The organism is Psychrobacter glacincola (assembly GCF_904846215.1).
Taxonomy (GTDB): Bacteria; Pseudomonadota; Gammaproteobacteria; order Pseudomonadales; family Moraxellaceae; genus Psychrobacter; species Psychrobacter glacincola.
Map to the genome: position 1 here is coordinate 217079 of NZ_CAJGZK010000001.1, position 24861 is coordinate 241939.

17 protein-coding genes are annotated in these 24861 nt (G+C 43.9%); 13 read left to right on the plus strand and 4 right to left on the minus strand.

What is annotated here, in order from left to right:
• Nucleotides 1–135: 135 nt before the first annotated feature.
• The 3 genes from JMW90_RS00815 to JMW90_RS00825 all read right to left on the minus strand — a co-directional run bounded on the left by JMW90_RS00815 (nucleotide 136) and on the right by JMW90_RS00825 (nucleotide 4751).
• The gene (locus JMW90_RS00815) at nucleotides 136–1212 is read right to left on the minus strand and encodes a FecCD family ABC transporter permease (protein WP_201561223.1); all 1077 of its coding nucleotides are present in this window, start codon (nucleotides 1210–1212) and stop codon (nucleotides 136–138) included.
• 42 nt (nucleotides 1213–1254) lie between these two features.
• Complete coding sequence (locus tag JMW90_RS00820; protein ID WP_201561224.1) at nucleotides 1255–2346, minus strand: ABC transporter substrate-binding protein; 1092 nt, start codon at nucleotides 2344–2346, stop codon at nucleotides 1255–1257.
• A 317-nt stretch (nucleotides 2347–2663) separates the two neighbouring features.
• The gene (locus tag JMW90_RS00825; RefSeq protein WP_227691806.1) at nucleotides 2664–4751 is read right to left on the minus strand and encodes a TonB-dependent receptor; all 2088 of its coding nucleotides are present in this window, start codon (nucleotides 4749–4751) and stop codon (nucleotides 2664–2666) included.
• A 205-nt stretch (nucleotides 4752–4956) separates the two neighbouring features.
• On the opposite strand from JMW90_RS00825, the gene JMW90_RS00830 reads away from it, so the two are divergent.
• The 13 genes from JMW90_RS00830 to mtnP all read left to right on the plus strand — a co-directional run bounded on the left by JMW90_RS00830 (nucleotide 4957) and on the right by mtnP (nucleotide 23607).
• Nucleotides 4957–7191 carry a TonB-dependent receptor family protein gene (locus JMW90_RS00830; RefSeq protein WP_227691807.1) on the plus strand — a complete coding sequence of 745 codons (2235 nt, stop codon included), beginning with the start codon at nucleotides 4957–4959 and terminating at the stop codon, nucleotides 7189–7191.
• Between the two features lie 305 nt (nucleotides 7192–7496).
• Entirely contained in the window at nucleotides 7497–8732 is a 1236-nt protein-coding gene (locus JMW90_RS00835) for an ATP-grasp domain-containing protein (RefSeq protein ID WP_201561226.1), read from the plus strand.
• 162 nt (nucleotides 8733–8894) lie between these two features.
• Nucleotides 8895–10706, plus strand: coding sequence for an IucA/IucC family protein (locus JMW90_RS00840; RefSeq protein ID WP_227691808.1), 1812 nt, complete (start codon nucleotides 8895–8897; stop codon nucleotides 10704–10706).
• 44 nt (nucleotides 10707–10750) lie between these two features.
• A complete protein-coding gene (locus tag JMW90_RS00845; protein ID WP_379607317.1) occupies nucleotides 10751–12034 on the plus strand; it encodes an MFS transporter in 1284 nt (427 codons plus the stop codon).
• A gap of 15 nt (nucleotides 12035–12049) precedes the next feature.
• Nucleotides 12050–14149, plus strand: a complete 2100-nt coding sequence (locus JMW90_RS00850; protein ID WP_201561228.1) for an IucA/IucC family protein — start codon at nucleotides 12050–12052, stop codon at nucleotides 14147–14149.
• Entirely contained in the window at nucleotides 14146–15411 is a 1266-nt protein-coding gene (locus tag JMW90_RS00855; protein ID WP_201561229.1) for a type III PLP-dependent enzyme, read from the plus strand. Before JMW90_RS00850 ends, JMW90_RS00855 begins: the two co-directional genes overlap by 4 nt.
• Before the next feature lie 401 nt (nucleotides 15412–15812).
• Nucleotides 15813–17120 (plus strand): urea ABC transporter substrate-binding protein, encoded by a 1308-nt coding sequence (gene urtA, locus JMW90_RS00860; protein ID WP_201561296.1) that lies wholly within the window; start codon nucleotides 15813–15815, stop codon nucleotides 17118–17120.
• A 132-nt stretch (nucleotides 17121–17252) separates the two neighbouring features.
• Nucleotides 17253–19055 (plus strand): urea ABC transporter permease subunit UrtB, encoded by a 1803-nt coding sequence (urtB, locus tag JMW90_RS00865; protein WP_201561230.1) that lies wholly within the window; start codon nucleotides 17253–17255, stop codon nucleotides 19053–19055.
• A 10-nt stretch (nucleotides 19056–19065) separates the two neighbouring features.
• A complete protein-coding gene (gene urtC / locus JMW90_RS00870) occupies nucleotides 19066–20136 on the plus strand; it encodes an urea ABC transporter permease subunit UrtC (protein WP_201561231.1) in 1071 nt (356 codons plus the stop codon).
• Nucleotides 20136–21056, plus strand: a complete 921-nt coding sequence (gene urtD / locus JMW90_RS00875) for an urea ABC transporter ATP-binding protein UrtD (RefSeq protein WP_201561232.1) — start codon at nucleotides 20136–20138, stop codon at nucleotides 21054–21056. The genes urtC and urtD overlap by 1 nt, the downstream gene beginning before the upstream one ends.
• Nucleotides 21057–21121: 65 nt before the next feature.
• Nucleotides 21122–21820: an urea ABC transporter ATP-binding subunit UrtE gene (gene urtE / locus JMW90_RS00880; protein ID WP_201561233.1), complete on the plus strand. Its 699-nt coding sequence runs from the start codon at nucleotides 21122–21124 to the stop codon at nucleotides 21818–21820.
• A gap of 233 nt (nucleotides 21821–22053) precedes the next feature.
• A complete protein-coding gene (locus tag JMW90_RS00885) occupies nucleotides 22054–22527 on the plus strand; it encodes a GFA family protein (protein ID WP_201561234.1) in 474 nt (157 codons plus the stop codon).
• A gap of 186 nt (nucleotides 22528–22713) precedes the next feature.
• The gene (gene mtnP, locus JMW90_RS00890) at nucleotides 22714–23607 is read left to right on the plus strand and encodes an S-methyl-5'-thioadenosine phosphorylase (RefSeq protein ID WP_201561235.1); all 894 of its coding nucleotides are present in this window, start codon (nucleotides 22714–22716) and stop codon (nucleotides 23605–23607) included.
• A gap of 131 nt (nucleotides 23608–23738) precedes the next feature.
• On the opposite strand, the gene JMW90_RS00895 is transcribed toward mtnP, so the two are convergent.
• Nucleotides 23739–24806 carry a methyltransferase domain-containing protein gene (locus tag JMW90_RS00895; RefSeq protein WP_201561236.1) on the minus strand — a complete coding sequence of 356 codons (1068 nt, stop codon included), beginning with the start codon at nucleotides 24804–24806 and terminating at the stop codon, nucleotides 23739–23741.
• Between the last annotated feature and the right edge of the window lie 55 nt (nucleotides 24807–24861).

Sequence of the window (24861 nt, forward strand, 5' to 3'; positions counted from 1 at the left end):
TTTGAGTCGCTTTTAGTTAACATACCTACAAATTTAGCAGTATTGATAAGCTATAAACGCTTATTAACCGGCTTTTATAGTGACCAATCGCTTATCTTAAACAGTCACTTATAAAGTATTTCAATCTTGCTTTTATTAGCTATCGAGTCGTCGCCTACATGCCAGCGCGATAAAAACCGGTGTTCCAATCAGCGCCGTTAGTAGCCCCACTGGTGTCTCTGCTGGATACGCAACCGCCCGTGACAAAACATCCGCCCATACCATCAATATACTACCAAGCAGCATGGATAATGGCAAAAGCTGCTCATAAGCCATATTCGATACCTGCTTTAATAGGCGCTTGGCAACATGCGGAATAATCAAACCCACAAAGGCAATAGGACCTGCTACCGCCACACTAATCGCCGTGAGTATCGTAATCAAGGCCCCGCACGACCACTGTAATGCACGCAAGTTTATCCCAAGGCTACTTGCCACATCATCGCCCAGCACCAAGACATTTAATTTAGGTGATAACCACCATCCATAACCCAAGGTCAGCAGCGATATAACCGCTAGGGTAGGAATAGACTCCCAGCGCGTATTGGCAATAGAGCCTGCCAGCCAATACAATACCCCATACGCTTGCTCATCCGTGGTAATCAGCGCCGCTCGCGTCAGACCGACCAGCAGCGCATTGATCGCTACGCCTGATAGAATCAGACGAACAGGATGCACCGGACGACCAGAAAAGTAACCCGCCAATCCTGCAACGAGGGCACAAGAAAGCACTGCGCCGACCATCGCTTGCAAAAAGGTCGACGTTAAAAAGGCAACCCCTAAACCAATAGAAGATAAGGCAACCACACAAGCTGCCCCTGCATTGATACCCAATACCGCAGGAGATGCCAGTGAATTTCGAGTAATCACTTGCATCAGCAGTCCAGCTACCGCCAAATTGGCACCAACAATAATCGCCACGAGCACACGCGGCAGGCGAATCTCCATTAATAATTGCGCGGTTAGCGACGCATGATCATCATGCTGCGTCAATAAGGACATTAAATCCGTGAGCGACAGTGAAAATTTTGAATACGCCGTCAATCCTTGCCAGCAGCCAAGCAGTAAAATAACTAATAACCCACACCACAATAGCGCCCGTGTTATCAGGCGCTTTGCAATAGCGGGTTTTGGCAAGACGGAAGATGAGCGGCTCAGTTGCTTATCAACCATAAAAGTCGCCTTGCTTTAAAAAGACAGTAGTGCCATGTCTCATTAATTTGACTCTTTTACAGAAGGACTTGAACCTTGTTTGCTTGGGCTCGATGCAATCTCAAGCAGCTCAGCTGTCATGTATTCAGCAGACTGCATACTGCGATTGAGCGCCCAGTAATTGGGATCGACTTCGATGACCTGATTCTTTTTAACCGCCGTTAGCTGATTAAATAGCGGCGAGGACTTCCATTCATCATAAATGGTATGATCGTTATAACGTCCAATCAATAACCAATCAGGATTAGCCGCCAATAACTGCTCCAAACTGGTTGCGATATACGCCTCACCTGTTTGCTCCGGAATCGGGCTTTTGATATTCAGATGATTAAGTAAGCTACCGGCATACGAGCTTGGACCATGCATCCACATACCTTTATCACTGATAATCGCAAACTGAACACTATGGTTAGCAAGGGGGGTTGTTGCCAATTGCGACTTTAACTCTGCCATCTTTTTTAGATGCGTGTTGATGACTTGAGACATTTTTTGATCTTGATGGACAATATGCCCGACCAATTGCGCCGTCTGGATATTCTCTACATAACTCTCGCCGCGACTTTTGAGTACAACCGACGGTGCAATGCGACTAAGCTCATCAGCGATGACGGTGTGGCGCTCATCATCGGCAATGATAAGGTCGGGTTTTAAATCAGCGATGGCCTCAAGGCTTGGCTGATATCGTGAACCGACAGAGGTGTAATCCGAGAGTTGTTTGGTGAACTCGGCAATAATACTGTCAGGCTTATTATCATCAGCAATACCAACTGGCGTAAGACCTAACGCTAACGCATCCCCTAAAAATGAGTATTCAAGCACCACAATACGCTTCGGGTCACTCGGATAGTCGCTCAGATTGGGCAAACGCGCTTTGATTTGTTCATCAGTCAGCAGAACAACGCCATTATTGTCGCTCAGGTCACGACTGTCACTTGATTGAGTAATAGCAGATTGTGAGGCGTCATTATCAGCATTCAAAGATGGCGTTGTCGCAACATTGTTTTTTTGATTGATAATAAAAACAATACCGCCAACCACAATCAATACGATGACCAGTACGGGTAAAATAAGCGTGAGCTTTGGACGTTGATTCATAAATAGCTTTTCTTAATTTCATTAGATGAATTGAGCATTAAATAAATAGAGCATTAAACGGATAGAGCATTAAACGGATAGAGCACTGAATACAAAACCATGACGTCAATTAAAGGCAGCAAATGCTTAAAATCGCTAACTATAGTTGATCCACTTTTAAAAGAATATAGCCCTGCTAGGATTCATGGTTCGCAGCCTCTGTCTACATAGGCACAGCAAGCAAGAAAAATGAATCCCAGTAGCGCGTTATAAGATTGCATTTCTTTTATATAGAACAGACTATATCATGGTTAAAATTAGTCTTTTGGAAGCCATCGTTAAAACGCATAGTTATACGTTAATAGCCACGTTCTAGGCGCACCAAGACCAATTTGGTTTTTGCCCGAGGTGCCATTGGTAGCCCCTAGCGCATAGTCTTTATCTAACGCATTATTTAGATTCAATTGCAGATTGTGTTTGCCCATACTATAGGCCGTCATTAAATCTACGGTCGTATAGCCAGCGAGCTCGACTGCCTCTGCATCTCCAGCGTAGCGGTCACTGATATAATTTACCCCGCCACCAATGCGCCATTGATCAGTAGGCTGATAAGCGGTCCATAATGAAAACGTCTGTTCTGGTACATCGTTTGGTGTCAGACCCGTTTTTTTATCTTCTGCATCCAAATAGCTATAGCCTGCCGACACATCCCAGTTATCACGCAGCTTGCCTCGCGCTTCTAACTCTAGCCCTTGATGACGGAACTCATCTTTGTCCGTCACTTCTCGATTGTCATTGGTTTTTGGGTCTTCTTTATCAATTCGATATAAAGAGGCGTTAAGCATAATATCGTCATTATTTAGATAGGTTTTCACCCCAATCTCTTTTAGATCGGTCTGATAAAGTGCGCCCAGTTTTGGACTGATAAAAATTCCAGAGAAAGGCAGCTGAAATGATCGCGCTACGGTGGCATAAGCGGAGGTGGTGTCGTTAAACTTATAGACGACGCCTGTTCGATAGCTGAATTTGTCGTCGTTAAGCTCACTATCTTTACCATTAGCGCTTTGACTTAAGCGCATATTGTCATAGCGAACGTTGCCGACAAGTGACCAGTCGCCAATATGATAGACATCTTGTACAAAGACACCGACGCTTTGGGTGCTGTTTTCACGAAATGGAGGGAAACCTGGATTAGGTGTTGGACCAGCGCTCGGGTTGGTTGCTGATGTAGGCGGTACATTTTTGTCAGTCGCAAGGGTTAAGTCAATGTCGATATCATTGTAATCAGCGCCAAATAACAGCTCATGATTGCCTTTATTCCAAGCAAGCTCAGATTGTAAGGTTTTGCTGGTGCGTGGATCATAGCCAAAATTATTGACAGTTCGTTGAACCTTATCATTGACCACATCAGCAGATGATTGACGGGTGCCTTTTTGCTCTAGATTGATATGGCTGTATGAAGCTCGGTTGGTCCAGGTCATGTCGTCATTAATATCGAACTCATGATTGACATTGGCATGCCAAGTATCTGAATCTTGGTAATCATTGGTGCCGCCATAAAAAGTATTAGAGGGCACATCAACAGGCTTGCCATTTTTGGACGGAACACCGCGATAAGGCACAAGGTGTTGACGCATAAAATCAAGCGAGAAATCAAGCGTTTGCTCGTCAGTCGGCTGCCAGCGCACTGTTGGGGCGATAAAGACATCGTTTGAATCGACATGATCGACATAGGAATCACTACGTCGATACTCGGCATTGATACGGGCATTGACAGTATCAGATAATTTGTGCGAGCTATCGACGCGCGCCACAGCTAAGCCATCGCTGCCCACTTGCGCTTGTATTTTATCGAAGTCATCGCCTTCCGCTTTTTTACTGACTAAGTTGATAATGCCGCCCGCACTACCGCGACCATACAACGCGCCCGCTGGACCTTTGACCACTTCTACGCGCTCGACATTGGCGAGGCTACGATAGGACTGCAATTTGCCATCATCACGCATGCCATCGCTATAGACATCGTTTAAACCATTAAACCCGCGTATCACAAACTCGTCTCGGCTGCCCTCACCAAGCGTATTATTCAAACCGGCGACGCCTTTCATCGCGTCCATCACCCGTACCGCACCTCTATCCTCTAGCTCCGTTTTGGTGACCACCGATACCGATTGCGGCACATCTAGCCACTCGGTATTGGTTTTCGTCCCTGACGTTGGGGCGTAAGCAGCATAACCTTCATAGGTTTTAGCCGTGACCACAATCGGCGCAAGCGTTGTTGATGGCGGTATTGTTGATGGCTGTATAGATGTCTCTTGAGCGCCAACCTGCTGACTCACTGTCAGGGTTAGACCAGTCGTTATCATTGTCAGGAATAATTGGGCACGAACCGCAGTCACTAAGCGTTTAGGTTGATGGTGAAGCATAGTTAGATCCATAGAATGTTTAAGGAATGAGCAAGGTTGCCAGTTGCTGAGTATCAATAATTATTGATCAGTATTTATTAATACTTATACATACAAACGATAATAATTTTGCAAATGATAACTATTACTGTTTATAATTGCAACGCTTTAGTAACACTATTAATCTTTAACTGACACAAATAAACGCTAAATACTTGGAATTGTTATGATTATTATTTTTAAACGTTCTGCACTTTGTCTGGCGATGCTTTGTATTTATCAGCAAAGCAGTGCTGAGGTGACGCCCATTAGCAATAAAACGAGCGCTCAGGTACGCTCAGACAGTTCTATCACAAGCACTATCACAAGCACTATCACAAGCAGTGCCATTGATTCAGACAATCCCAATAATAAAGCAGCAACGCAAGCGCTTTCTGTTACCGCAGCGCCAATCGTCGTTACTGCAGAGACGTTAGGCAATTCCAGTAGTAATGAGGTAAAAGCATTTGCTGGTAATCGTACGGTTATTGACAATAAATTTATCAAAAAAACAGTGAGTAACTCCATTGACGGGGCGCTACAGTTTATCCCAGGTGTCAAAATCGATGATGAAACGGGCACTGGCGTGTTGCCTAATATCTCTATCCGCGGTTTACATGCCAGCCGTAGTGGACAGGCGCAGTTTTTGATGGATGGTATTCCTTTAACCTTGGCGCCTTACGGTCATACCGGTCAGTCTATCTTTCCGGCAACCCTTGACAACCTTGAGCGCATCGATGTTGTGCGCGGCGGGGCTGCGACCCAATATGGACCAAATAATGTCGGCGGCGTGATTAACCTGATTACCAAACCTATCGCCAAAGAGACTCAAACTGAAATTGGCACCAATTTAACGGTCTTTGAGCAAAATGGTAAGCCATTGACCAGTTTATATGCCCGTCACAGTCGCTGGTTAAATGATGATTTTGGCGTACAGCTAGAAGCCAATGGCATTAAAGGCGATAGCTTTAGAGACCACTCAGACACTGAAGTCACTAACCTGCAAGCCAAAGCGCTTTGGTATATCGATAACAATCAAGAACTAGAAGGATTTTTACAATACTATGATGCCGATACAGAAATGCCGGGTGCACTCTCGCCTTCTGCCTATGAGCAAGATATCGAACAGAGCCAGCGCCCATTTGAAGCCTATCAAGGCAAATCAACGCGCTGGCATGCTAAGTACAAAAACTACTTAGACATCGGCGACCAAGCGGTCTTAGATCTCACCACTTTTGGACATCACGCCACGCGTAACTTTGAATGGGGATTTAATTCACAAGCAAACAAACAAGGCGTACATTGGGCAGACCCTGCTATTGCAGCAGATAGCCTGCGTACCTCCCCTCGTGAGTTTGACGTCTATGGCGTAGAGCCGAAGTTTTCTATGAAGCTTGGTGATAGCAAAAATATCAAACATCATCTCATCAGTGGCGTGCGCTATGTCAATGAAGATATCGATTATAAACTGACACAAACCAAACTTGCGGATGGGACGACGACCACGCCGCGTGATTGGAACCTACAAACGGATGCGTGGGCCGCTTATCTTAGCGACGAGATGAGCTTTCTGGATGAGCGTCTAAAAGTTACTCCTGGCATACGTTATGAGAATGCAAAAATGACGTTTAATGATGCTGGTGATAACACGCAAACAGACAACACCATTACGGAATGGCTACCTGGACTAACAACGTCTTATGCCTTAAATAAATCAGATGACAAGCTATGGCTGATTTATGCCAACGCGCAGAAGTCGCTAAGAACGCCGCAAATTGCCAATATTCGCGGTAATGGTGAAGAAGGCAGCGAGCTTGCATGGAACTATGAAGTGGGCACACGCTATACCACCGACAATCTGCAAGCAAATTTGGGACTGTACCGCATAGATTTCAAAGATCAGCTGCAATGGAACAGTCGCGATCAAAGCTTTGATAATGTGGGACGTACGCTGCATCAAGGCTTAGAGACTGCGATTACTTATAGCCCAGAAACCTTCAAAAATATAGATGTAGGTCTTAGTTACAACTATCTAGACGCCACGTTGCAAGAAGGAAAAGATAAAGGCAATCAGTTGCCATACAGCTCGCCGCATCAGTTGGGCTGGCATGCCAGTTATAAACATCAAGATTACAACACCACTTTATCGGGTGTGTACTATGACAAAGCCTATGCTGATAATGCCAATACGGTAGCAGAAAGCAAAGACGGCGGTAACGGAGAGACACCTGCTTATCAAGTTTGGAACTTGAGTCTACAAAAAACACTACAAGACACGAAGAACGAAAAGCTATCTGTTCAATTTGGGATTAATAACTTATTTGATGAACAGTATTATTTCCGAGGTATCGATACCAGTCCTGTCGGTCGCTATCCTGCACCAGGGCGTTCATACAAGTTAGGGCTAAACTATCAGTTTTAGGCAGTAACAAATTCTGAATACTGAGACCCTCAGCAAATCACAACGAGAAAAGTAAATCTGAAATAGATTTACTTTTCTCTCATCAATTTTTATGTCTTAAAAATATTAGCCAGCCGCTATGTTAGATATAGAGAATCGCTTAACCCCTAACTCAAAACACTCTATGACAAGCTTTTGTTATTTTTTAGTAACTAAAAGGGCAACATCTTAATTATACACTTGTAATGATTCTCATTATCATTACAATCGGGTAAATATTAAAAACCCTACTGCTATTTATCTTCAAGTATAAGAGAAAAATCTTTATGTATGATTCTACGGTTCTAATTTCTCATGTCGTTAACGATGCAGTCATTGAGGGCTTCATCCCCGCCTTACTAGAGTTGATGAATACACCTGCCAGCCAATTGATTATCATGACCGATCATAAAGACAGCCACATGGATGCATTAATAAATATGCCTTTTGGGGCGCAAATCAGTATCCTTGAATGCGATGTATTTAATCCTTTAGCTATCATTGATACCTTGAATAACTATCATATCCTGCCCAATCTGGTCTTTAGCAATAGCGACCATCTACAAGCCTCAACGGCTGTCGTCGCTGACTTCTTTAATCTGCCGAGTAAAGACTGGCGTCACTGCATTGTATTCAAAGACAAACATTTAACTAGAAAACAGCTAGATTCTGCTGATTTGTACAAACCTACCTATCAATTACTAAGCGCCAAAGATTTAAACCTTGATACTCTCACGATTGGTTTTCCTGTCGTCGCCAAGCCCAAGCAAGGCGTCGCCAGTATGCACGTTCAACTCTGTATGGACAAAAATGAACTCATCACTTATTGCCAAGATTTTTGGCAATCCACAACAATACCTATTCTGCTTGAGTCCTACATTTCTGGAACCTTGATTACTTTAGAGACACTTGGCGATGGCGAGACATTGGTGGCTGTGGGCGGCTTTGAGGTAACGTTGACTGAGCCGCCGCATTTCGTAGAGCTAGACGCTGTGTGGAATACGCCGTTATGTCTGCAATACCGTGATACTTGTTTGTCGATTCTGCAAGATATTGGCGTTGGGCTTGGTGTCTGTCATAGTGAATTTATTGTCACTCCCAAAGGAGAGGTGCATTTAGTAGAAATCAATTATCGCAGCATCGGTGATGGTAGAGAGTTTTTATTGAATGATATGGCGCACTATTCTTGGTTTGATACCATTGTTAGATTGCATCAAGGTGTAAAAATTGCTGAGTTAGAGGCAGAGTTCGGTCAGCTTGCCATTAATACTCATGCACGCATTCATTACATTACTACCCCTCAATCAGGCACGATTCGCTCTGCGCCTGCCTCATTTAAGAAACAAACCCAACAAAGTGTCATTATCCATCAACCCCTAAAAAAAAAGCATCAAACCATCCAGCGGACTCACTCTAACAAAGACTATTTGAGCCGGCTACTGGCTTATTCAGACTGCGCTAACACAGTGGATGCAGTGCTAAAAGATGCCATAAAAGATTTGCAGTGGCAGTTTGAATCATAAGCGCTGTAATGATGTGCTACTGGTATAAATGTTTTCTGCTTGCTGTGCCTACGCAGACAGAGGCTACAAAAAATTTATACCAGTAGCACTGAATCGCTTTTAAATTGAATCGACTATCAACACCCCCTTTACACATTTGAATCATTTATATTTTGAGAGTTTATGATGGATAAACAATATATTACTAAGCGCTTTATCAACACTTGTATCCGTGAAGATGTCTATGGACTGCTGTCCAATAATTCGATTATCGAAACAGAGTTTGATATTCCTGATCTGCCAGAAGAGCTTAAAGCCCAAAAGTTCTGGCTTCAAATAACCGCCCCTGAGCAAACAGACTGGTTGCCTATTACACCTAGTGATTGTATGCAGTATTGGCAACTTGTAACCCCAATTTGGCTTCAGAAAACGATTCAAAAACCGTTAAACAGTTACGCTATAAAGAGTGATTATAATGATTTTATAGCCGTCCTCAAACAGTCCCCAAATGCCTCCGATACGGCGCTCGATAGTTATCTATTTGAGCTTGATTGTGCCACGGAACACCGAGCTTTGGCCCGCCAAGGTTTTGCATCTCAACGTCGCTATCTTGAGCGCAATATTAATGAATACCCAAGTTGGTCTGAGCGTTTGCTGTATGCCGATCAAGTCGCCTCGTATTTAGACCATCCTTATTACCCCACTGCTCGAGCCAAGCTCGGTCTTGATGAGGCGGATATCGCATCTTATAGTCCAGAGTTTGCGCCGACATTTACCCTATATTGGGTCGCTGTCTCTAAAGCGCTAGCTACCGTATGCGCTGAGCTGCCTAGTATTTGGCCAAGCTTTGCAGACGTGGGTCTCGATAGCAACCTGCAACAGACGCACCAACTGTTCCCCGTCCATCCTTTAACCCTCCCTTTACTCCAACAAAATGCACTCAAGAACGACGCCCCTCAAATTATATTTGCACCCAAGCCTGCTGTGAGAGTGCAACCGACTTTATCTGTTCGCACTGTGGCTTGCTGTGATGCCCCAAATATTCATATCAAAGTACCGCTCATAGTCCGAACATTAGGTAATAAGAACGTTCGCTTGATTAAATCCTCAACCATTTATGATGGCTATTGGTTTCAACAAACATTAGAGGCGATTGAGAAAAACGACAACGCGCTTCGAGGATATTACTCTCATTGCGATGAAGCAATCGGGGGACATATGGGCGACGATAGAACCCTAGCCTTTATCGTCAGACGCTATGATGATACTAAATTAGCCAACAAAACACCTGTACCAGTAGCGGCATTGGGTAGCATCATGCCTGATGGTCGTCCCTTCATTAACCACTTAATTGAACAGTTTTATGAAGGAGATAGTCAGGTTTGGCTAAAGAATTATATTCAATTGTTATGCCATGTCCATTTGAATTTATGGATTAAATATGGCATTGCATTAGAGTCTAATCAGCAAAATGCCATTATTTTATTTGACAGCAATGCCCGCAATGACAGCAACATGACTTTACTAATGAAAGATAATGATGCCGCTCGAATTTATCCAAAACTATTTAATGACGCCATGCTGCAATCAGGTTTAGCCAGCCTTATAGACATTGGAGATATCAAAGACCCACGCATAGTAGTCGATGACGAGTTGGCTTTGGCTCAAATGTTTTTGACCATTACCATACAGCTAGACATTGTTGCCATTATCGAGATGATGAGCAAACATGACATTATTAATCGTCATGAGGCGTATCAAACCCTAACAGCGTGCATTAATGCGACATTACAAAGCCTATCAGCGCAAGGGTATGATACCCATCTTGCCAGACAAGTCTTGCTAGAAGACAAGAACTGGTATATCAAATACCTATTGTATGCCGGTAGCCTATTATCAAAGGAACAATCTGGTGCCACAGATATCAATAAGTTCTATGGCAAATCAGCGCCCAACACCCTAAGACTTATGCAGCTACACAAGCAGGATTCCTAATGAGCTATCGGATTATGGTGACTATTGTCCTGTTTTGTCACTACATGTCAGCTTTTTCTGCTTTAGGCATGCCTCTGTTTTTACCTCTCATGCTTCAAGAGCTGGATGCGCCACTGCAATCGAGCTGGGTTGGTTTGCTATTTATACTACCAACACTGATGACCGCTATCGCTGCCAGATTCTGGGGTCATTTTGCCGATACCTATGGTCGCAAGACGTCGCTGTTGCGAGCGGAGCTGGGATTGGCTATTGGCTTCTTGATATGCGGATTTTCTCAGTCTTTATGGCAGCTCATTATAGGGCTGAGTATTCAGGGACTATTTGGCGGAACGATGGCTGCCTCAAACGCGTATTTGGCAACCAGCATTACTGATAAAAATGCCTTAAAGCAAGTCTTAAACTTCACCCAATTTTCAGCACGGCTTGCCTTAATCACGGCTCCTATTGGGCTAGGATTTTTGGTATACCATTACGAGGTGCTGAGTTTATATCGCGTTTTGGCCATACTGCCTTTATTGGCATTCCTATTAAGCTGTTGGCTAAAAAAAGACGTCGTTTCAGCAGTCAATGTCGTCAAAAAAGCAAATACTATTGAGTTAGCAAAAACAGCCGCAAATACTCAGGTTCATAGACCTATCGATATACCAACTCCGACATCTAACGCTTATACAGAAACGACAAGCGGTAAGAAAGTTAAAAGCTATAAACAAGAGGCGCATCACTCGGTGCAAAGGATAACGGGCGCTACTTTTTTTACCAATCCTTATCTATTTCTATCGTTACTGCAGTTTTTCTTAGCCTTTTGTATGGTAGCCACTTTCCCTTACTTTCTACCCTTTGCAAAAACGTTCGGGCTTAGCACCTCTCAAATAGGTCAGTTATATGCCATGCCTCATGTCATTTATCTTATCTGCCAACTGCTGAGTGGACGCTTAAGGATTCAAATGCCAACCCCATCGCTCACACTTGGGTTTGCGGTACTAGCCGTCGCCGCTTTGTTACATTTAAGTGATTATCTGGCCTTGATTTGGTTGGCTAGGGTGCTATTTGGCGCAGGTATGTTTATGTGTTACCAAAGCCTTCATGCTCAAATGGCCAGCACTAACCAATCTAAGCATAGCGGCAAAATATTCTCCAGGTACGATGCGCTATCGAAATGGGGCGGCGTGTTAGCAGGTTTGTCTGTCACTTTATTTGTCCCAATGTTTGGCCTGTTATTTCCTTTTGTCATCTCAGCGGTGATGGCGGTTATTGCGATGATAACCATCAAAATGCATCAGGATTATGCAACGAGCGCGAAAAACCATACCTACTCTAAAAACATCTAAAAAAAGATATAACTTATGAAACCAAATAACTTATTATCAATTAAGCCAATACCAAATTGCTTACTACATAGCGAACCAGTAGCAACTAACCCAGTACCAAATCTGCTGTCACAGTACCACCAGTACAAATCTGAGCAGCACGCTATCATGAACATCATCAATTGCTATCTTCGTGAATTTGCGATTCCCAATCAAGACATGAGTATCGATGAGGCTCATGACGACTTGTCGCTTTGTTTACTTTATGACCGAGCTTGCCCTAATGAGCGACTACTGACTATTAGATTTCCGGTGGCTAACGACCCCTCTCACTCTGCCAGAATCGTATTGCCAGTGGCTTATTTTAGTCGCTTAGGGAAATGTCAGCTGAGTGGATCTCCTTGGTTAAAAACAGACAACCAACCTTGGGTGTGTCTAAATATTTATCAATTAATCGACTATATCCATAACTATATTGCGACTCGTTATCAATTAGACATCAATCAAGAGATAAAAGATCAGATTGTTAATAGCATTAATATGACAACCGCTTTTCTACACTCTTCTACTCACAACTGTCAGAGTATTCAGCGTGACAAACTTAGTCATAGCCACATTCCTAATGCCCACATTCCTAATGCCCACATCCCTAATAACTATATCTACAGCGAGCAAGCATTACTTTGGGGTCATGCTTACCATCCGTCTCCTAAGAGCCGACAAGGAGTCAACATGACTGCTTTATTGGCGCACTCGCCCGAAACCCAAAGTCAATTTGCCTTATTTTGGTTTAAAATTGATCCCTCTTTAGTTACGTATATCGGTGAACACGCCAAGACAGTACTTAGCGATATTGCTCATGCCTTATTAAGTGAGTCTGCTGACTCGTTAGACCCTATAAGTCAAGACGATTGGGTTTACTATCCCTGTCATCCATGGGAAGCAGCAGGCATCTTGGCGAACCTAATCATCAAACGGGCAATGGCATCAGGCTATGTGGTGCCGCTTGGTATCGCTGGCAAGTCCGTCTCCCCAACGTCATCAGTACGTACTTTATATCATGACCAGCTGTCACATTTTATCAAATGCTCTATCCACGTTCGTTTGACCAACTGCATCCGCAAAAATGCATGGTATGAGCTACATAGCGCCGTTTATCTAAACGGTATTTTAGAAAAAATTTATCACAGCAAACGCCTGACTGACCCCACTTTTAAGCTGATGTTAGAACCAGCTGCCGCGACTGTTGATATGGCGTCCAAGTTCCCTGATGAAGATGCTAAATCCATTCAATTTATCACAGAAGCCTTTGGGATTTTGTTTCGAGAATCTTTTACTGCGGATGAAATCAAGTATCTGACGCCCCAAGTTGCTGCGGCCTTATTTACTGAGGACAGGTTTGGAGACAGTGTCATTGAGCGGCAATTACAGCAGCGTCGCTCCCACACCGGTCAAATTAAAGGTGAAATACCATCTTACGATACCTTAGCCTGTTTATGGTTAGATCGTTATGCCCACATTTTAATTGACGGTACCTTTGATTATTTTTTTAACCACGGCATTGTGTTCGAACCACATTTACAAAACACCGTTATTGGTTTCAATCAGGGACTGCCTTCGTGTGTTTGGGTTCGTGATCTTGAAGGGACCAAACTTGTGGATACCCTGTGGTCACTTGACAAGGCTACTGGCTTATCTGCGCGTAGCAAACAATCGATCCTCTACTCCAAAGAAGAGGGATGGTCACGCATTGCCTATTGCGTTTTTGTTAATAATCTAAGTGAAGCTATCTTTTATTTATGTCGAGGCTCAAGCTCAGCGGAGGCTTTGGAGAGTCTACTCTGGCAGACTGTCAAAAATATATTGATTAACTGGCAGCTAGTATATGGCGCTCAGCCTGAGATTCAGGCGCTAATAGAGGGTGGCAGTATGCCCAGTAAAACCAATTATAAAACCCGATTACTAAAGCTTGCTGATAAATATTCCGCCTACGTCATGATTCCGTGCCCATGGCAACCTTCTGCACTCAAGCCTAATAAAGGCAGTAATCATAGCTTAACTACTCATAGCTTAACCACTCATAGCTTAACCACTCATAGCTCATCTAAGTCAAACTCAAAGGAATGCCTAAAATGATGACAGACGCATCGATAGAACCCTCAATCGAGACATTAGATAAGCACCCGCTTCCTCCAAAAATTATTGATTGCATTCATGAATTTGGTGCTCAACCGTCACCACTCTGTGCGTATATTTATGACTTAAACGCTCTAGAAGAACGAATAAAGACGATGACACGTTGTTTACCAGATCGTACAGAGTTGTTTTATGCCATCAAGGCCAACGCAGAGCCTGAGATATTAGCAGTTTTAGCGGACCATGTAGATGGCTTTGAAGCTGCTTCTGGTGGCGAGCTTAATTGGCTACAAACCCATCAACCTAACAACCCTATTATCTTCGGTGGACCAGGAAAGCTTATAGAAGACCTTAACCAAGCCATTCAGCAACAAATCGATACCATCCATGTAGAAAGTCTGGTCGAGCTGTCTAGAATTCAAACCCTCAGTCACTCCTTGCAGCTTCCCGTACGTGTATTTTTGAGGATGAACATCAATATCGGTGATATCGGTAGCAGTAAATTGGTCATGGGCGGCAAGCCTACACCGTTCGGATTGGATGAAAGCAGTCTTAGCCAAGCATTGGATATTATTGACTCAAGCCCACTCATTCATTTATGCGGGTTTCATTTTCATTTAATGTCGCACCAGCTCTCTGTAGAGCGCCATTTGCTGTTAATGCAGCGATATATTGACATGGTCAAGAAGTGGCAGCACGACTACTCATCATTGCCGTCGTCACTGACCATCAATGTCGGTGGTGGTCTAGGTATTCACTATGATTATAATCCGCAACATTTTGATTGGGAAAAGTTCTGCCAACAGCTTTCAATGATTGTAGAGGCCAATCCTGAGTTCAATTTAAGGTTTGAGATTGGACGTTTTATCACAGCGCCTTGTGGTTACTATGTGATGGAGGTATTGGACATCAAACAAAATCTTGGCGAGACATTCGTGATTGGTCATGGCGGTACTCACCATTTTAGAACACCCGCCGCGCAGCAGCACAACCATCCCTTCTTCATCGTACCTTGCAGCACGATAAAAACCATAGAAACTGAACATCAAGAAAGCCTGACAGATAAAGCGGCCATCACTAACACCAATGCCACTATTGTCGGTCAACTGTGCACACCTAAAGACGTGCTGGCACAAAACCAATGGATTGAAGAGCTGCGTATTGGAGACTACCTTGTCTTCACTCTAGCCGGCGCTTACGCTTGGAATATCTCCCATCAGAACTTCTTAATGCATGAGCCACCCAAAATGGTTTTTTTATAAAAAAGTAAGGCTGATTTGATTTATAAAGAAAAAGTATTCATTTTTGGTGCTGTATTGCCCCCTGCCGTCAAATCCGTTCACACTTTTTAACCTTAATAGCACATTGCTTTCCCTCTAATCGTTTTTTATGCACAGCTTTAGCTCTTTAAACCAGATACTTATGGTGCATAAAAAACCATAAAGCCATGATGGTGCATAAATAAGAATAATATTCTCCAATTCAGAACAATTTTGGTGCAAATTCTTATACTTTAGGTTGGCACAAATATTGATGTATTAAGGGTAGTTAGGAATGGGCTGTTCATTCAGCCCAATCAGGCTGCTACTTTATCTTTTTGGAGAAATATATGTCTTTGTTGCCCACTCTTATCACTGCTACTCCTATCAATACAAGCTATCGTATCGACTCAAAATTGACATCACGTTTATCTGTATTAGCAGTCGCCATTGTAGGAAGTTTGAGTCTTATTGGTTGTCAAAAACCTGCTGAAAACAATACTGAAACCAACTCTACAGCAACAAAAACTGAAACAACTGAGACTGCGACACCTGCGGCAAATGGCGATACGATCAAAGTGGGTATCTTGCATTCTTTGTCTGGAACGATGGCTATCTCTGAAACGTCATTAAAAGATACTGCCCTCATGACCATTGATGAAATTAATGCCAATGGCGGCGTGTTGGGTAAGCAGCTAGAGCCCGTCGTTGTAGACCCCGCTTCTGATTGGCCGTTATTCGCTGAAAAAGCTCGTCAGCTATTAACCCAAGACAAAGTTGATGTGATATTTGGTGGCTGGACATCGGTGTCACGTAAGTCAGTGCTGCCTGTCGTTGAAGAGTTAAATGGCCTCATGTTCTACCCTGTGCAGTACGAGGGTCAAGAGCAGTCAGAAAACATTTTTTACACTGGTGCGGCGCCTAACCAGCAAGCCATTCCTGCCGTTGAATACTTGATGAGTCCAGAAGGCGGTAGTGCAGAACGCTTTGTACTGCTTGGGACAGACTATGTCTACCCCCGTACTACCAATCAGATTTTACGGGCTTTCTTAAAGTCTAAAGGCGTCGCTGAAAAAGACATCATGGAAGAATATACTCCATTTGGCTTTAGCAACTATCAGACTATCGTAGGTGATATCAAGAACTTCTCTACTGGTAAAAAAACGGCGGTTATCTCTACCATTAATGGGGATTCAAACGTGCCATTTTATCGTGAGCTTGCCAACCAAGGTATTAAAGCCTCTGATATTCCAGTCATGGCATTCTCAGTAGGAGAAGAAGAGCTTCGTGGTATCGATACCAGCTTGCTACAAGGGCATTTGGCGGCATGGAATTACTTTATGTCAGTTAAGAATCCAGCAAATAGTGCCTTCACCAAAAAGTATAAGAAATATGCGCTAGATCATAAGCTACCGAATGCTGAAAAGGTTGTGACCAACGATCCTATGGAAGCCACTTACGTCGGTATCAATATGTGGAAACAAGCGGTTGAAAAAGCAGGTACTACTGATGTCGATAAAGTGCGTATTAGTATGGGAGGTCAGACTTTTGACGCGCCATCAGGATATACCTTGAAAATGGATGAAGAAAATCATCACTTATGGAAGCCTGTCATGATCGGTCAAATCCGCGCCGATGGTCAGTTCGATGTGATCAGCAAAACGCCAAAAGTCATTCGTGCTGAGCCATGGAGTCAGTATATTCCTAAATAAGTTTATGGTCACCTAAACCTTAAACCTTAGTCCCTTAATGATATCAATACCAGCAACCCTTTAGCGCCTCTACTGATAAAACATTTTTTTAGTAGAGGTTAGAGGAGTGTTGACTGCAAAAAAGGAATTATCATGTCACATTATCCTTCCTATTATAAAAGTGACGCGCCAGCCAATTATTCTAATAAGACTTTTATCATTACCCTATTATCTTTAGCACTATTACTGATTACTACCACATCGTCTGTTTATGCTCACGAGACGCTAATAGCACACAGTCATGACGAGGCAATATCCATCAATACTGTGGCTGCGACATCCAATGCTGTTAATGATAAGACTTTGCTTGCTCAAGACGATAGCTTGCTTGCTCAAAACAAGCAGTCTCTAACTACGCCAGCTGATCTGACGATAAGTAAAGGGGATGCTATTGAACAATTTGTCGCCGCAGACTTTGGCAAGCGCCAAACCATGCTCAATCAGTGGCCAGGATCGGTTGAGAGTCTAGATACTTTGGTTGAGCTGATAAAAAATGATGAGCTCTACCAAGGTAATGGTGGGCAAACTTACCTACTTAATAGCGAAGATGAGCTATTTACTTACCCTGCTAAGCAGCTAACCACCGAGTGGCCCAGCGACTTGGCGCAAGTGACTTTGACCAATGCGCTACGCTCAGCTTTGGTGTTTGGACAAGCCAAAGTTAAGCTTGAATCAGACGATCCTAAGCAACGTGTGCAGGCAGTTGCTATTTTAGCAGACAATATCGAACAGCTAGATCCAGCACTCATTAGCGCTGCCGCTACGCATGAGGAAGACGACGACGTCAAAACGGCGTTGAGTACTTTACAAGCAAGAATTGATTTTAGAGATGGCGACGTCGCTAAGCAAATTGCAGCGCTTACCGTGCTTGCCGATAGCGATAGCCCGCAAGTCTTAGTTGATATCAAACGGGCATTGGCGGCAGATGATATCGATCCTATGCTCAAATCTGCCCTGTTAGACGCTGAGGATAGTATTGAGCAGCGCATTACCATCAGTACTTGGATAGGACATCTCTTTACTGGTATGAGTACCGCCAGTATCTTGTTATTAGCAGCGCTTGGTCTTGCCATCACTTTTGGACTACTGGGTGTCATCAATATGGCGCACGGTGAGCTGATTATGATTGGTGCTTACGCCACTTATATGGTGCAAAATCTATTTCAAGCGTATTTTCCCGGTATGGCAGGTTGGTATCTGGTTGCCGCTATACCCGTCGCTTTTTTAGTCAGTGCCATTATCGGCATGATTATCGAACGGATCGTTATTCGACCGCTTTATGGCCGTGAGCTTGAAACCTTACTGGCCACCTTCGGTGTCAGTCTGATTCTTATGCAGTTGGTAAGGATGATATTTGGCGCGCAAAACGTTGAAGTCAGCAATGTCGACTGGTTAAGCGGTGCCTATCAAGTGTCCTCCAGCCTTGTACTCCCTTTCAACCGTATCGCTATTATCGGCTTTACTATCATTATTCTTATGCTACTGGTGTACTTACTTAAAAAGACTCGCTTCGGGCTATTTGTGCGCGCTGTGACTCAAAACCGGCAAATGGCGCGCGCGGTTGGTATCTCATCTGCCCGTATCGATATGTTAGCTTTTGGTCTTGGTTCAGGACTAGCAGGTCTCGCAGGCTGTGCGTTAGCGCAAGTAGGCAACGTCGGACCCGACTTAGGTCAAACTTATATTATTGATGCGTTCTTAGTCGTCGTGGTTGGCGGTGTTGGGCAAGTATGGGGCGCGGTATTGGCATCTTTAGGTCTTGGTGTCAGTGGTACGGTGCTTGAGATTGGCATTGGTGCTGTGATGGCTAAGATTGTATTACTGGTTCTTGTGATTTTGTTTATTCAAAAACGTCCACAAGGTTTGTTCGCCCTCAAAGGCCGTTTTGTGGATTAAGGAGAACCTAATGCGTTTGACTCAATTATTATCTGATTCCCCACGTAATGCCATTTTGATTGGTTTATGTTTTTTAGTGCTACTGATATTGCCTTGGTTACATCTACTACCTGAAACCTCTAGTTTTCACCTGTCTGCTTACTGGATAACGCTCATCGGTAAAATAATGGCACTGGCTATGGTAGCACTGGCGCTAGATCTCGTCTGGGGCTACGTTGGTATCTTAAGCTTAGGACATGGTCTTTATTTTGCTTTGGGCGGTTATGCCTTTGGTATGTACTTGACACGTGAAACGGCTGGCGCTGGTATCCCAGACTTTATGCGCTTCTTGAGTTGGACCGAGCTGCCGTGGTATTGGGCAGGCACTCAACACTTTTGGTGGGCGATGGCTCTAGTGGTGTTAGTTCCCGGTCTGGTCGCTTTTATCTTTGGCTATTTTGCTTTTCGCTCAAAAATCAAAGGGGTCTATTTTTCGATTATCACTCAAGCCATGACCTACGCTGCCGCCGTACTGTTTTTCCGTAACGAAACAGGCTTCGGTGGTAACAATGGCTTCACAGGTTTTACCACGCTATTGGGCTATGACATCACTGCTGCTTCAACGAGGGCTGTGCTGTGCTTTACGACCGCTTTGGCGTTGTTACTGTCATATCTTGGCCTACGCTATCTGATGAGCCAGCCTTATGGGCGCGTGCTCGGTGCCATCCGTGATAGTGAAAATCGCTTGCAATATCTAGGCTATCGCACGCTTTGGTACAAGCTTTCTGCTTGGGTGTTGTCTGCAGTCATTGCTGGTATCGCTGGTGCCCTATATGTACCGCAAGTTGGCATCATTAACCCAGGTGAGATGAACCCTGTCAACTCTATCGAGATGGCAGTATGGGTAGCTGCCGGAGGAAGAGGGTCACTCATTGGGGCTATCGTAGGCGCAGGTGCCGTGAATGTTATTAAAACTTACTTTACGGTGGCCTACCCTGAGTTTTGGTTGCTTATTCTAGGTGGACTATTCGTGGTCGTTACTATATTTCTACCTAACGGGATCATTGGCGTACTCGATCGTTTTAAGAAGGAAAAAGAATAATGTCAAAAGTACCTAATAAAACTGACCGTAGTATCAATACCCCAGCTAGGACTCTTAAATCTGCTAACAGCGTAGCGACTGCAGAAACCACGCCTACCCGACCAGTCACTACTTTGGCTGAAGACTATGGAGATAGTGCTGGCTTAGCGCATCCTGTTCCCAAATCAGGTCCAGATATGAGACATGGTATTGCGCTCTATTTGGAAGACGTCAGCGTCTGGTTTGACTCGTTCCGGGCACTTAATGACTTATCTTTATACATTGAGACGGGCGAGCTACGCTGCATCATCGGTCCTAATGGTGCAGGCAAGACCACTTTGATGGATGTTATCACTGGTAAAACGCGTCCAACTAAAGGTAGTGCGTTTTTTGGTCAAGTACATAATTTAGCCAAGCTGTCTACCGAGGAAATAGCTGAAGCAGGCATTGGTCGTAAGTTTCAAAAACCAACGGTATTTGAAAAATTTACCGTCCTTGATAACTTAATGCTAGCGGCCCCCAAAGATAAGCGGGTATCAAAAAGCTGGTTTACTAAAATTGATGCTGACACAAAAAACACACTTGACTCAACGCTACAGCAGATTCGCTTAAAAGACATGATTAACAAGCCAGCCGGGCTACTATCTCATGGTCAAAAACAGTGGCTAGAGATTGGGATGTTACTGATGCAAAGACCAAAGCTTATCTTACTTGACGAGCCTGTAGCAGGCATGACCGATGCCGAAACTGAACATACCGCTGAGTTATGTCTACGCCTCAAAAAGAATCATACTTTAATAGTGGTTGAGCATGACATGACCTTTATTGATGCCATCAGTGAGAAAGTGACGGTTTTGGCAAATGGCGCTATTCTGGCTGAAGGGACGTTGAGCGAAGTACAGAACAATGAGGCCGTTATTGAGACCTATTTAGGTCGATGATACATTCAGGTCGATAATAAATAGTAGCTCTTAAACTTGACTTAAAAAAGAATAAAGGTATCTATATGTTAGAAGTCAATGCCATAAATCAATATTACGGTGGCAGTCACATCTTACGTGATGTCACCCTCGCCGCCCCGGTAGGAGAATGTAGCGTGGTACTGGGTCGTAATGGCGTCGGTAAAACTACCTTACTTAAATGCTTGATGGGTATCCTACCCATCAAATCAGGTGAAATTTTATTAAACGGTAAGGATATTAGTAAGATGACGCCTGAGCAGCGTGTACGCGCAGGACTCGCTTATGTACCGCAAGGACGCGATATCTTTTCCACCTTAACCGTTGAAGAAAACATTCTAATTGGCATGGCAAAGTTCTCTCAACGTAAAGCAAGTAAAGTACCCAAACACTTATATGATATATTTCCAGTGCTTGATGAGATGAAACATCGGCGCGGCGGCGATCTATCAGGCGGTCAACAGCAGCAGTTAGCTATTGCGCGTGCGCTTGCTTCTGAACCATCTGTGCTGGTACTCGATGAGCCTACCGAAGGCATTCAGCCGTCAATTATTAAAGACATCGGTAGAGTCATTCGTAGTCTTGCCGATAAAGGCGATATGGCCATCGTTTTGGTTGAGCAATTTTATGAGTTTGCAGAAGAGCTTGCCGATAACTATACCGTGCTCTCTCGTGGACAAGTCGTTGCTCATGGAGCAGGATGTGACATGGCAAAAAACAACATTCAAGAATTGGTGGCAATCTAATTAGCCGCTACTAAACCAGTATCCTCATTTTGAAAATGAGGATACTGGTTTAGTTGATTTAGCTCATAACGTTTTTAAAGGCGCTGGACTATAAGTTACCACGTTTATCTCTGTGTTCTCTTTAGCATAGATCATATTCGACCATGATACTGAAAGCGACTACACTAGTACGCTAAGATAGTGCTATATTTTTAAACCATTAATATCGACACCCTATTATTAAGGACTGATCAATGAGCAAAGCATTTACCCCACAAGAAGGCTCTTGCTCCTGTTATAGCAATACTTATACAATCAACAACAAGCCCATTGGACGCTTTATCTGCCACTGTACTATTTGCCAAGCGTTCACCGGCCAAGCGTATAATGATGTGACGATTTTACTTAAGCCCGATGTGAGTGCGCTGAACCTTGTCAGAACCAAATTTCGCCGTTGGAAACTCCCGCCAAATATTAGCCGCGGGCTTTGTACCCGCTGCAACAAACCCAGTATAGAAACAGCATTGGGCGGCAATCTCATATTAATACCTACAACAAATTATCCCAATGTGGCTGCACTACCTAAGCCTACCATGCATCTGTTTTATAATCGCCGCACCAGCGATATAGAGGATGATTTGCCCAAGTACAATGGCTTTGTACAAAGTCAGGCGATGATCGTTAAAGCACTTGCCCAAGGTATGTATAAGAGAGTCAGTAAACGCTAGCCGTATAGTCAGTCCTCAGTAAAAGAAATACAAATGTTAAAAAGCACTACTGGGGTTAATTATTCGCAGCCCTTGTCTGCGTAAGCACAGCAAGAAAAATTCACCCCAGTAGTGCAGTACTCTTTTAAAAGTGGATCAACTATATTAACGTTGACAACTTCTACTCATTATCATTTGGAACCAAATATGACTTCAATTGCAGTAGAAAATACCGCAAAAAATGCCGCCGATATCGCTATTATCGGTGGTAGCGGTCTGTATCAAATGCAAGCTCTAACCAATAAGCGAAGCATTAAAGTTGCCACGCCTTATGGTGACCCCTCTGATGATATCGTGCTCGGCGAACTTGATGGCGTCACAGTTGCATTCTTAACGCGGCATTGTCAAGGACACAGGTTAAGCCCATCTGAGGTGCCTTATCGTGCCAATATCTATGCCTTAAAAACCTTAGGCGTACGCTATGTCATCTCAGTATCAGCGGTCGGCTCATTGCAAGAGGCATTAAAACCACTAGATATGGTCATCCCTGATCAAATGATTGATATGACTAAGCAGCGAGTCAGTACCTTCTTTGGAGATGGTGCCGTCGCCCATGTGTCAATGGCCGACCCTTTATGCTCTGAGGTGGCAGATATCTTAGTGCGAGCTTATGACAACGCAAATATTGCAGATGGGCAGTGCCACGCAAAAGCGACCTATGTGTGTATCGAGGGACCACAGTTTTCAACTCGTGCAGAATCACACTGGTATCGGCAGATGCAAGCGGACATCATCGGTATGACCAATATGCCAGAAGCCAAACTCGCTCGCGAAGCCAGCATCGCCTATGCCACATTGGCGCTAGTGACAGATTTTGATTGTTGGCATCCAAATGAGGAAGCCGTCAGTGCAGATTACGCCATACAAAATCTAATGAAAAACGCAGACAACGCGCAGCAAGTGATTAAGCAAGCCGTGGCATTAATTGCATCAGAACAGCCTAACTCCATTGCCCATAATGCGTTGTCCCAAGCATTAGTCACGCCAATTGCAGCAATGGATGAGCAAACCAAGACACGGCTTGCGGCATTACTTCCATAAACATTGTAACCTTAGGCTTTGTAACGTTTTTACATACAAAAGCGGCCATCAAATGATTTGATGGCCGCTTTTATTTTTAACTAATGGCTTTTTTAACAACCCTTTTTCTCAAAATCGTAGCAATCTTATTTTTAGCAACAGCTTCCTGAGTTAACAGACAGCGCCGCGTTCGAGTCAGATATTATATTCGCTGGATGACCAAATGGCAGGATATCGCCACAGCCTGCAAAAATACCATAGTGCCGACTATCATCGCCAATAAAATCAAAATGCTTAGCAAAGCGTGACTCTTTTAGCATACGAAAAGTATTACCGCAGACAGCGAAGACGCGGCCCGTCTCAATCGCATGATGCTTATCTAGATTAAAATGATGCGGTAGCTGGTCAATGGTTCCGTGATAAATGACTGCTTGACCGTGGTCTTCACAAGCATCTTCCAGCGTGGCAATCTTAAACAGTCGATAAGTGGCGGAAAAAAACTGAATATCACCAATCTTAGCGGCAAGTAGTGGATCAGTGATTTCAAGCGGACGATCCTCAACCAAACGCGGGTCCAAAAAGTCAGCATGTCGCGCTAGGCGCTCAAAATCCTTCCAGTATAAAGCACCGCTTAAACACTCCCCATAAAGCACAGGATCATTGACTAAATGCTGCGGGATACGGCGGTCTGCATAAACGTCAGAAAAGTAAAACTCACCGCCAGGCTTGAGCAAACGCTGCACACTGGCCATCACTGCTGCTTTATCGGGTGATAGGTTAATGACACAATTTGAGACAATGATATCGAAGCTATTGGGGTCTAGATTTAGCTCATCTAGTTTTTCGATGTAACCCTTAAGAAAAGTCACATTGTCGTAGCCGAATTTATTGACATGATACGCTTGATGCTCCCTTGCAATGGCCAATTGTTCATCCGTCATATCGACACCAACCACATGGCCTGTACGTCCAACCAATTGGGCTAATGCATAGACATCACGGCCCGAACCGCAGCCCAAATCTAGGATACGGCAGCCTTCAAGTAGCGCTGGACAGACCAATCCACAACCATAATATCGACTTAGAACTTCGTCGTGAATATTCGCTAACAAAGGCTTCAACCAACTTGGCATATTACTCACATCACAGCATGCTGACGTTTTTAAATCCTCAGTACTTTGTAGCTGCTTACCATAATACTCTTGAACGACCTCATGCATAATACTTTCCTTGTTAATAATAAAACGGCTTAAGCACCCTTACTCAGCATCCTAT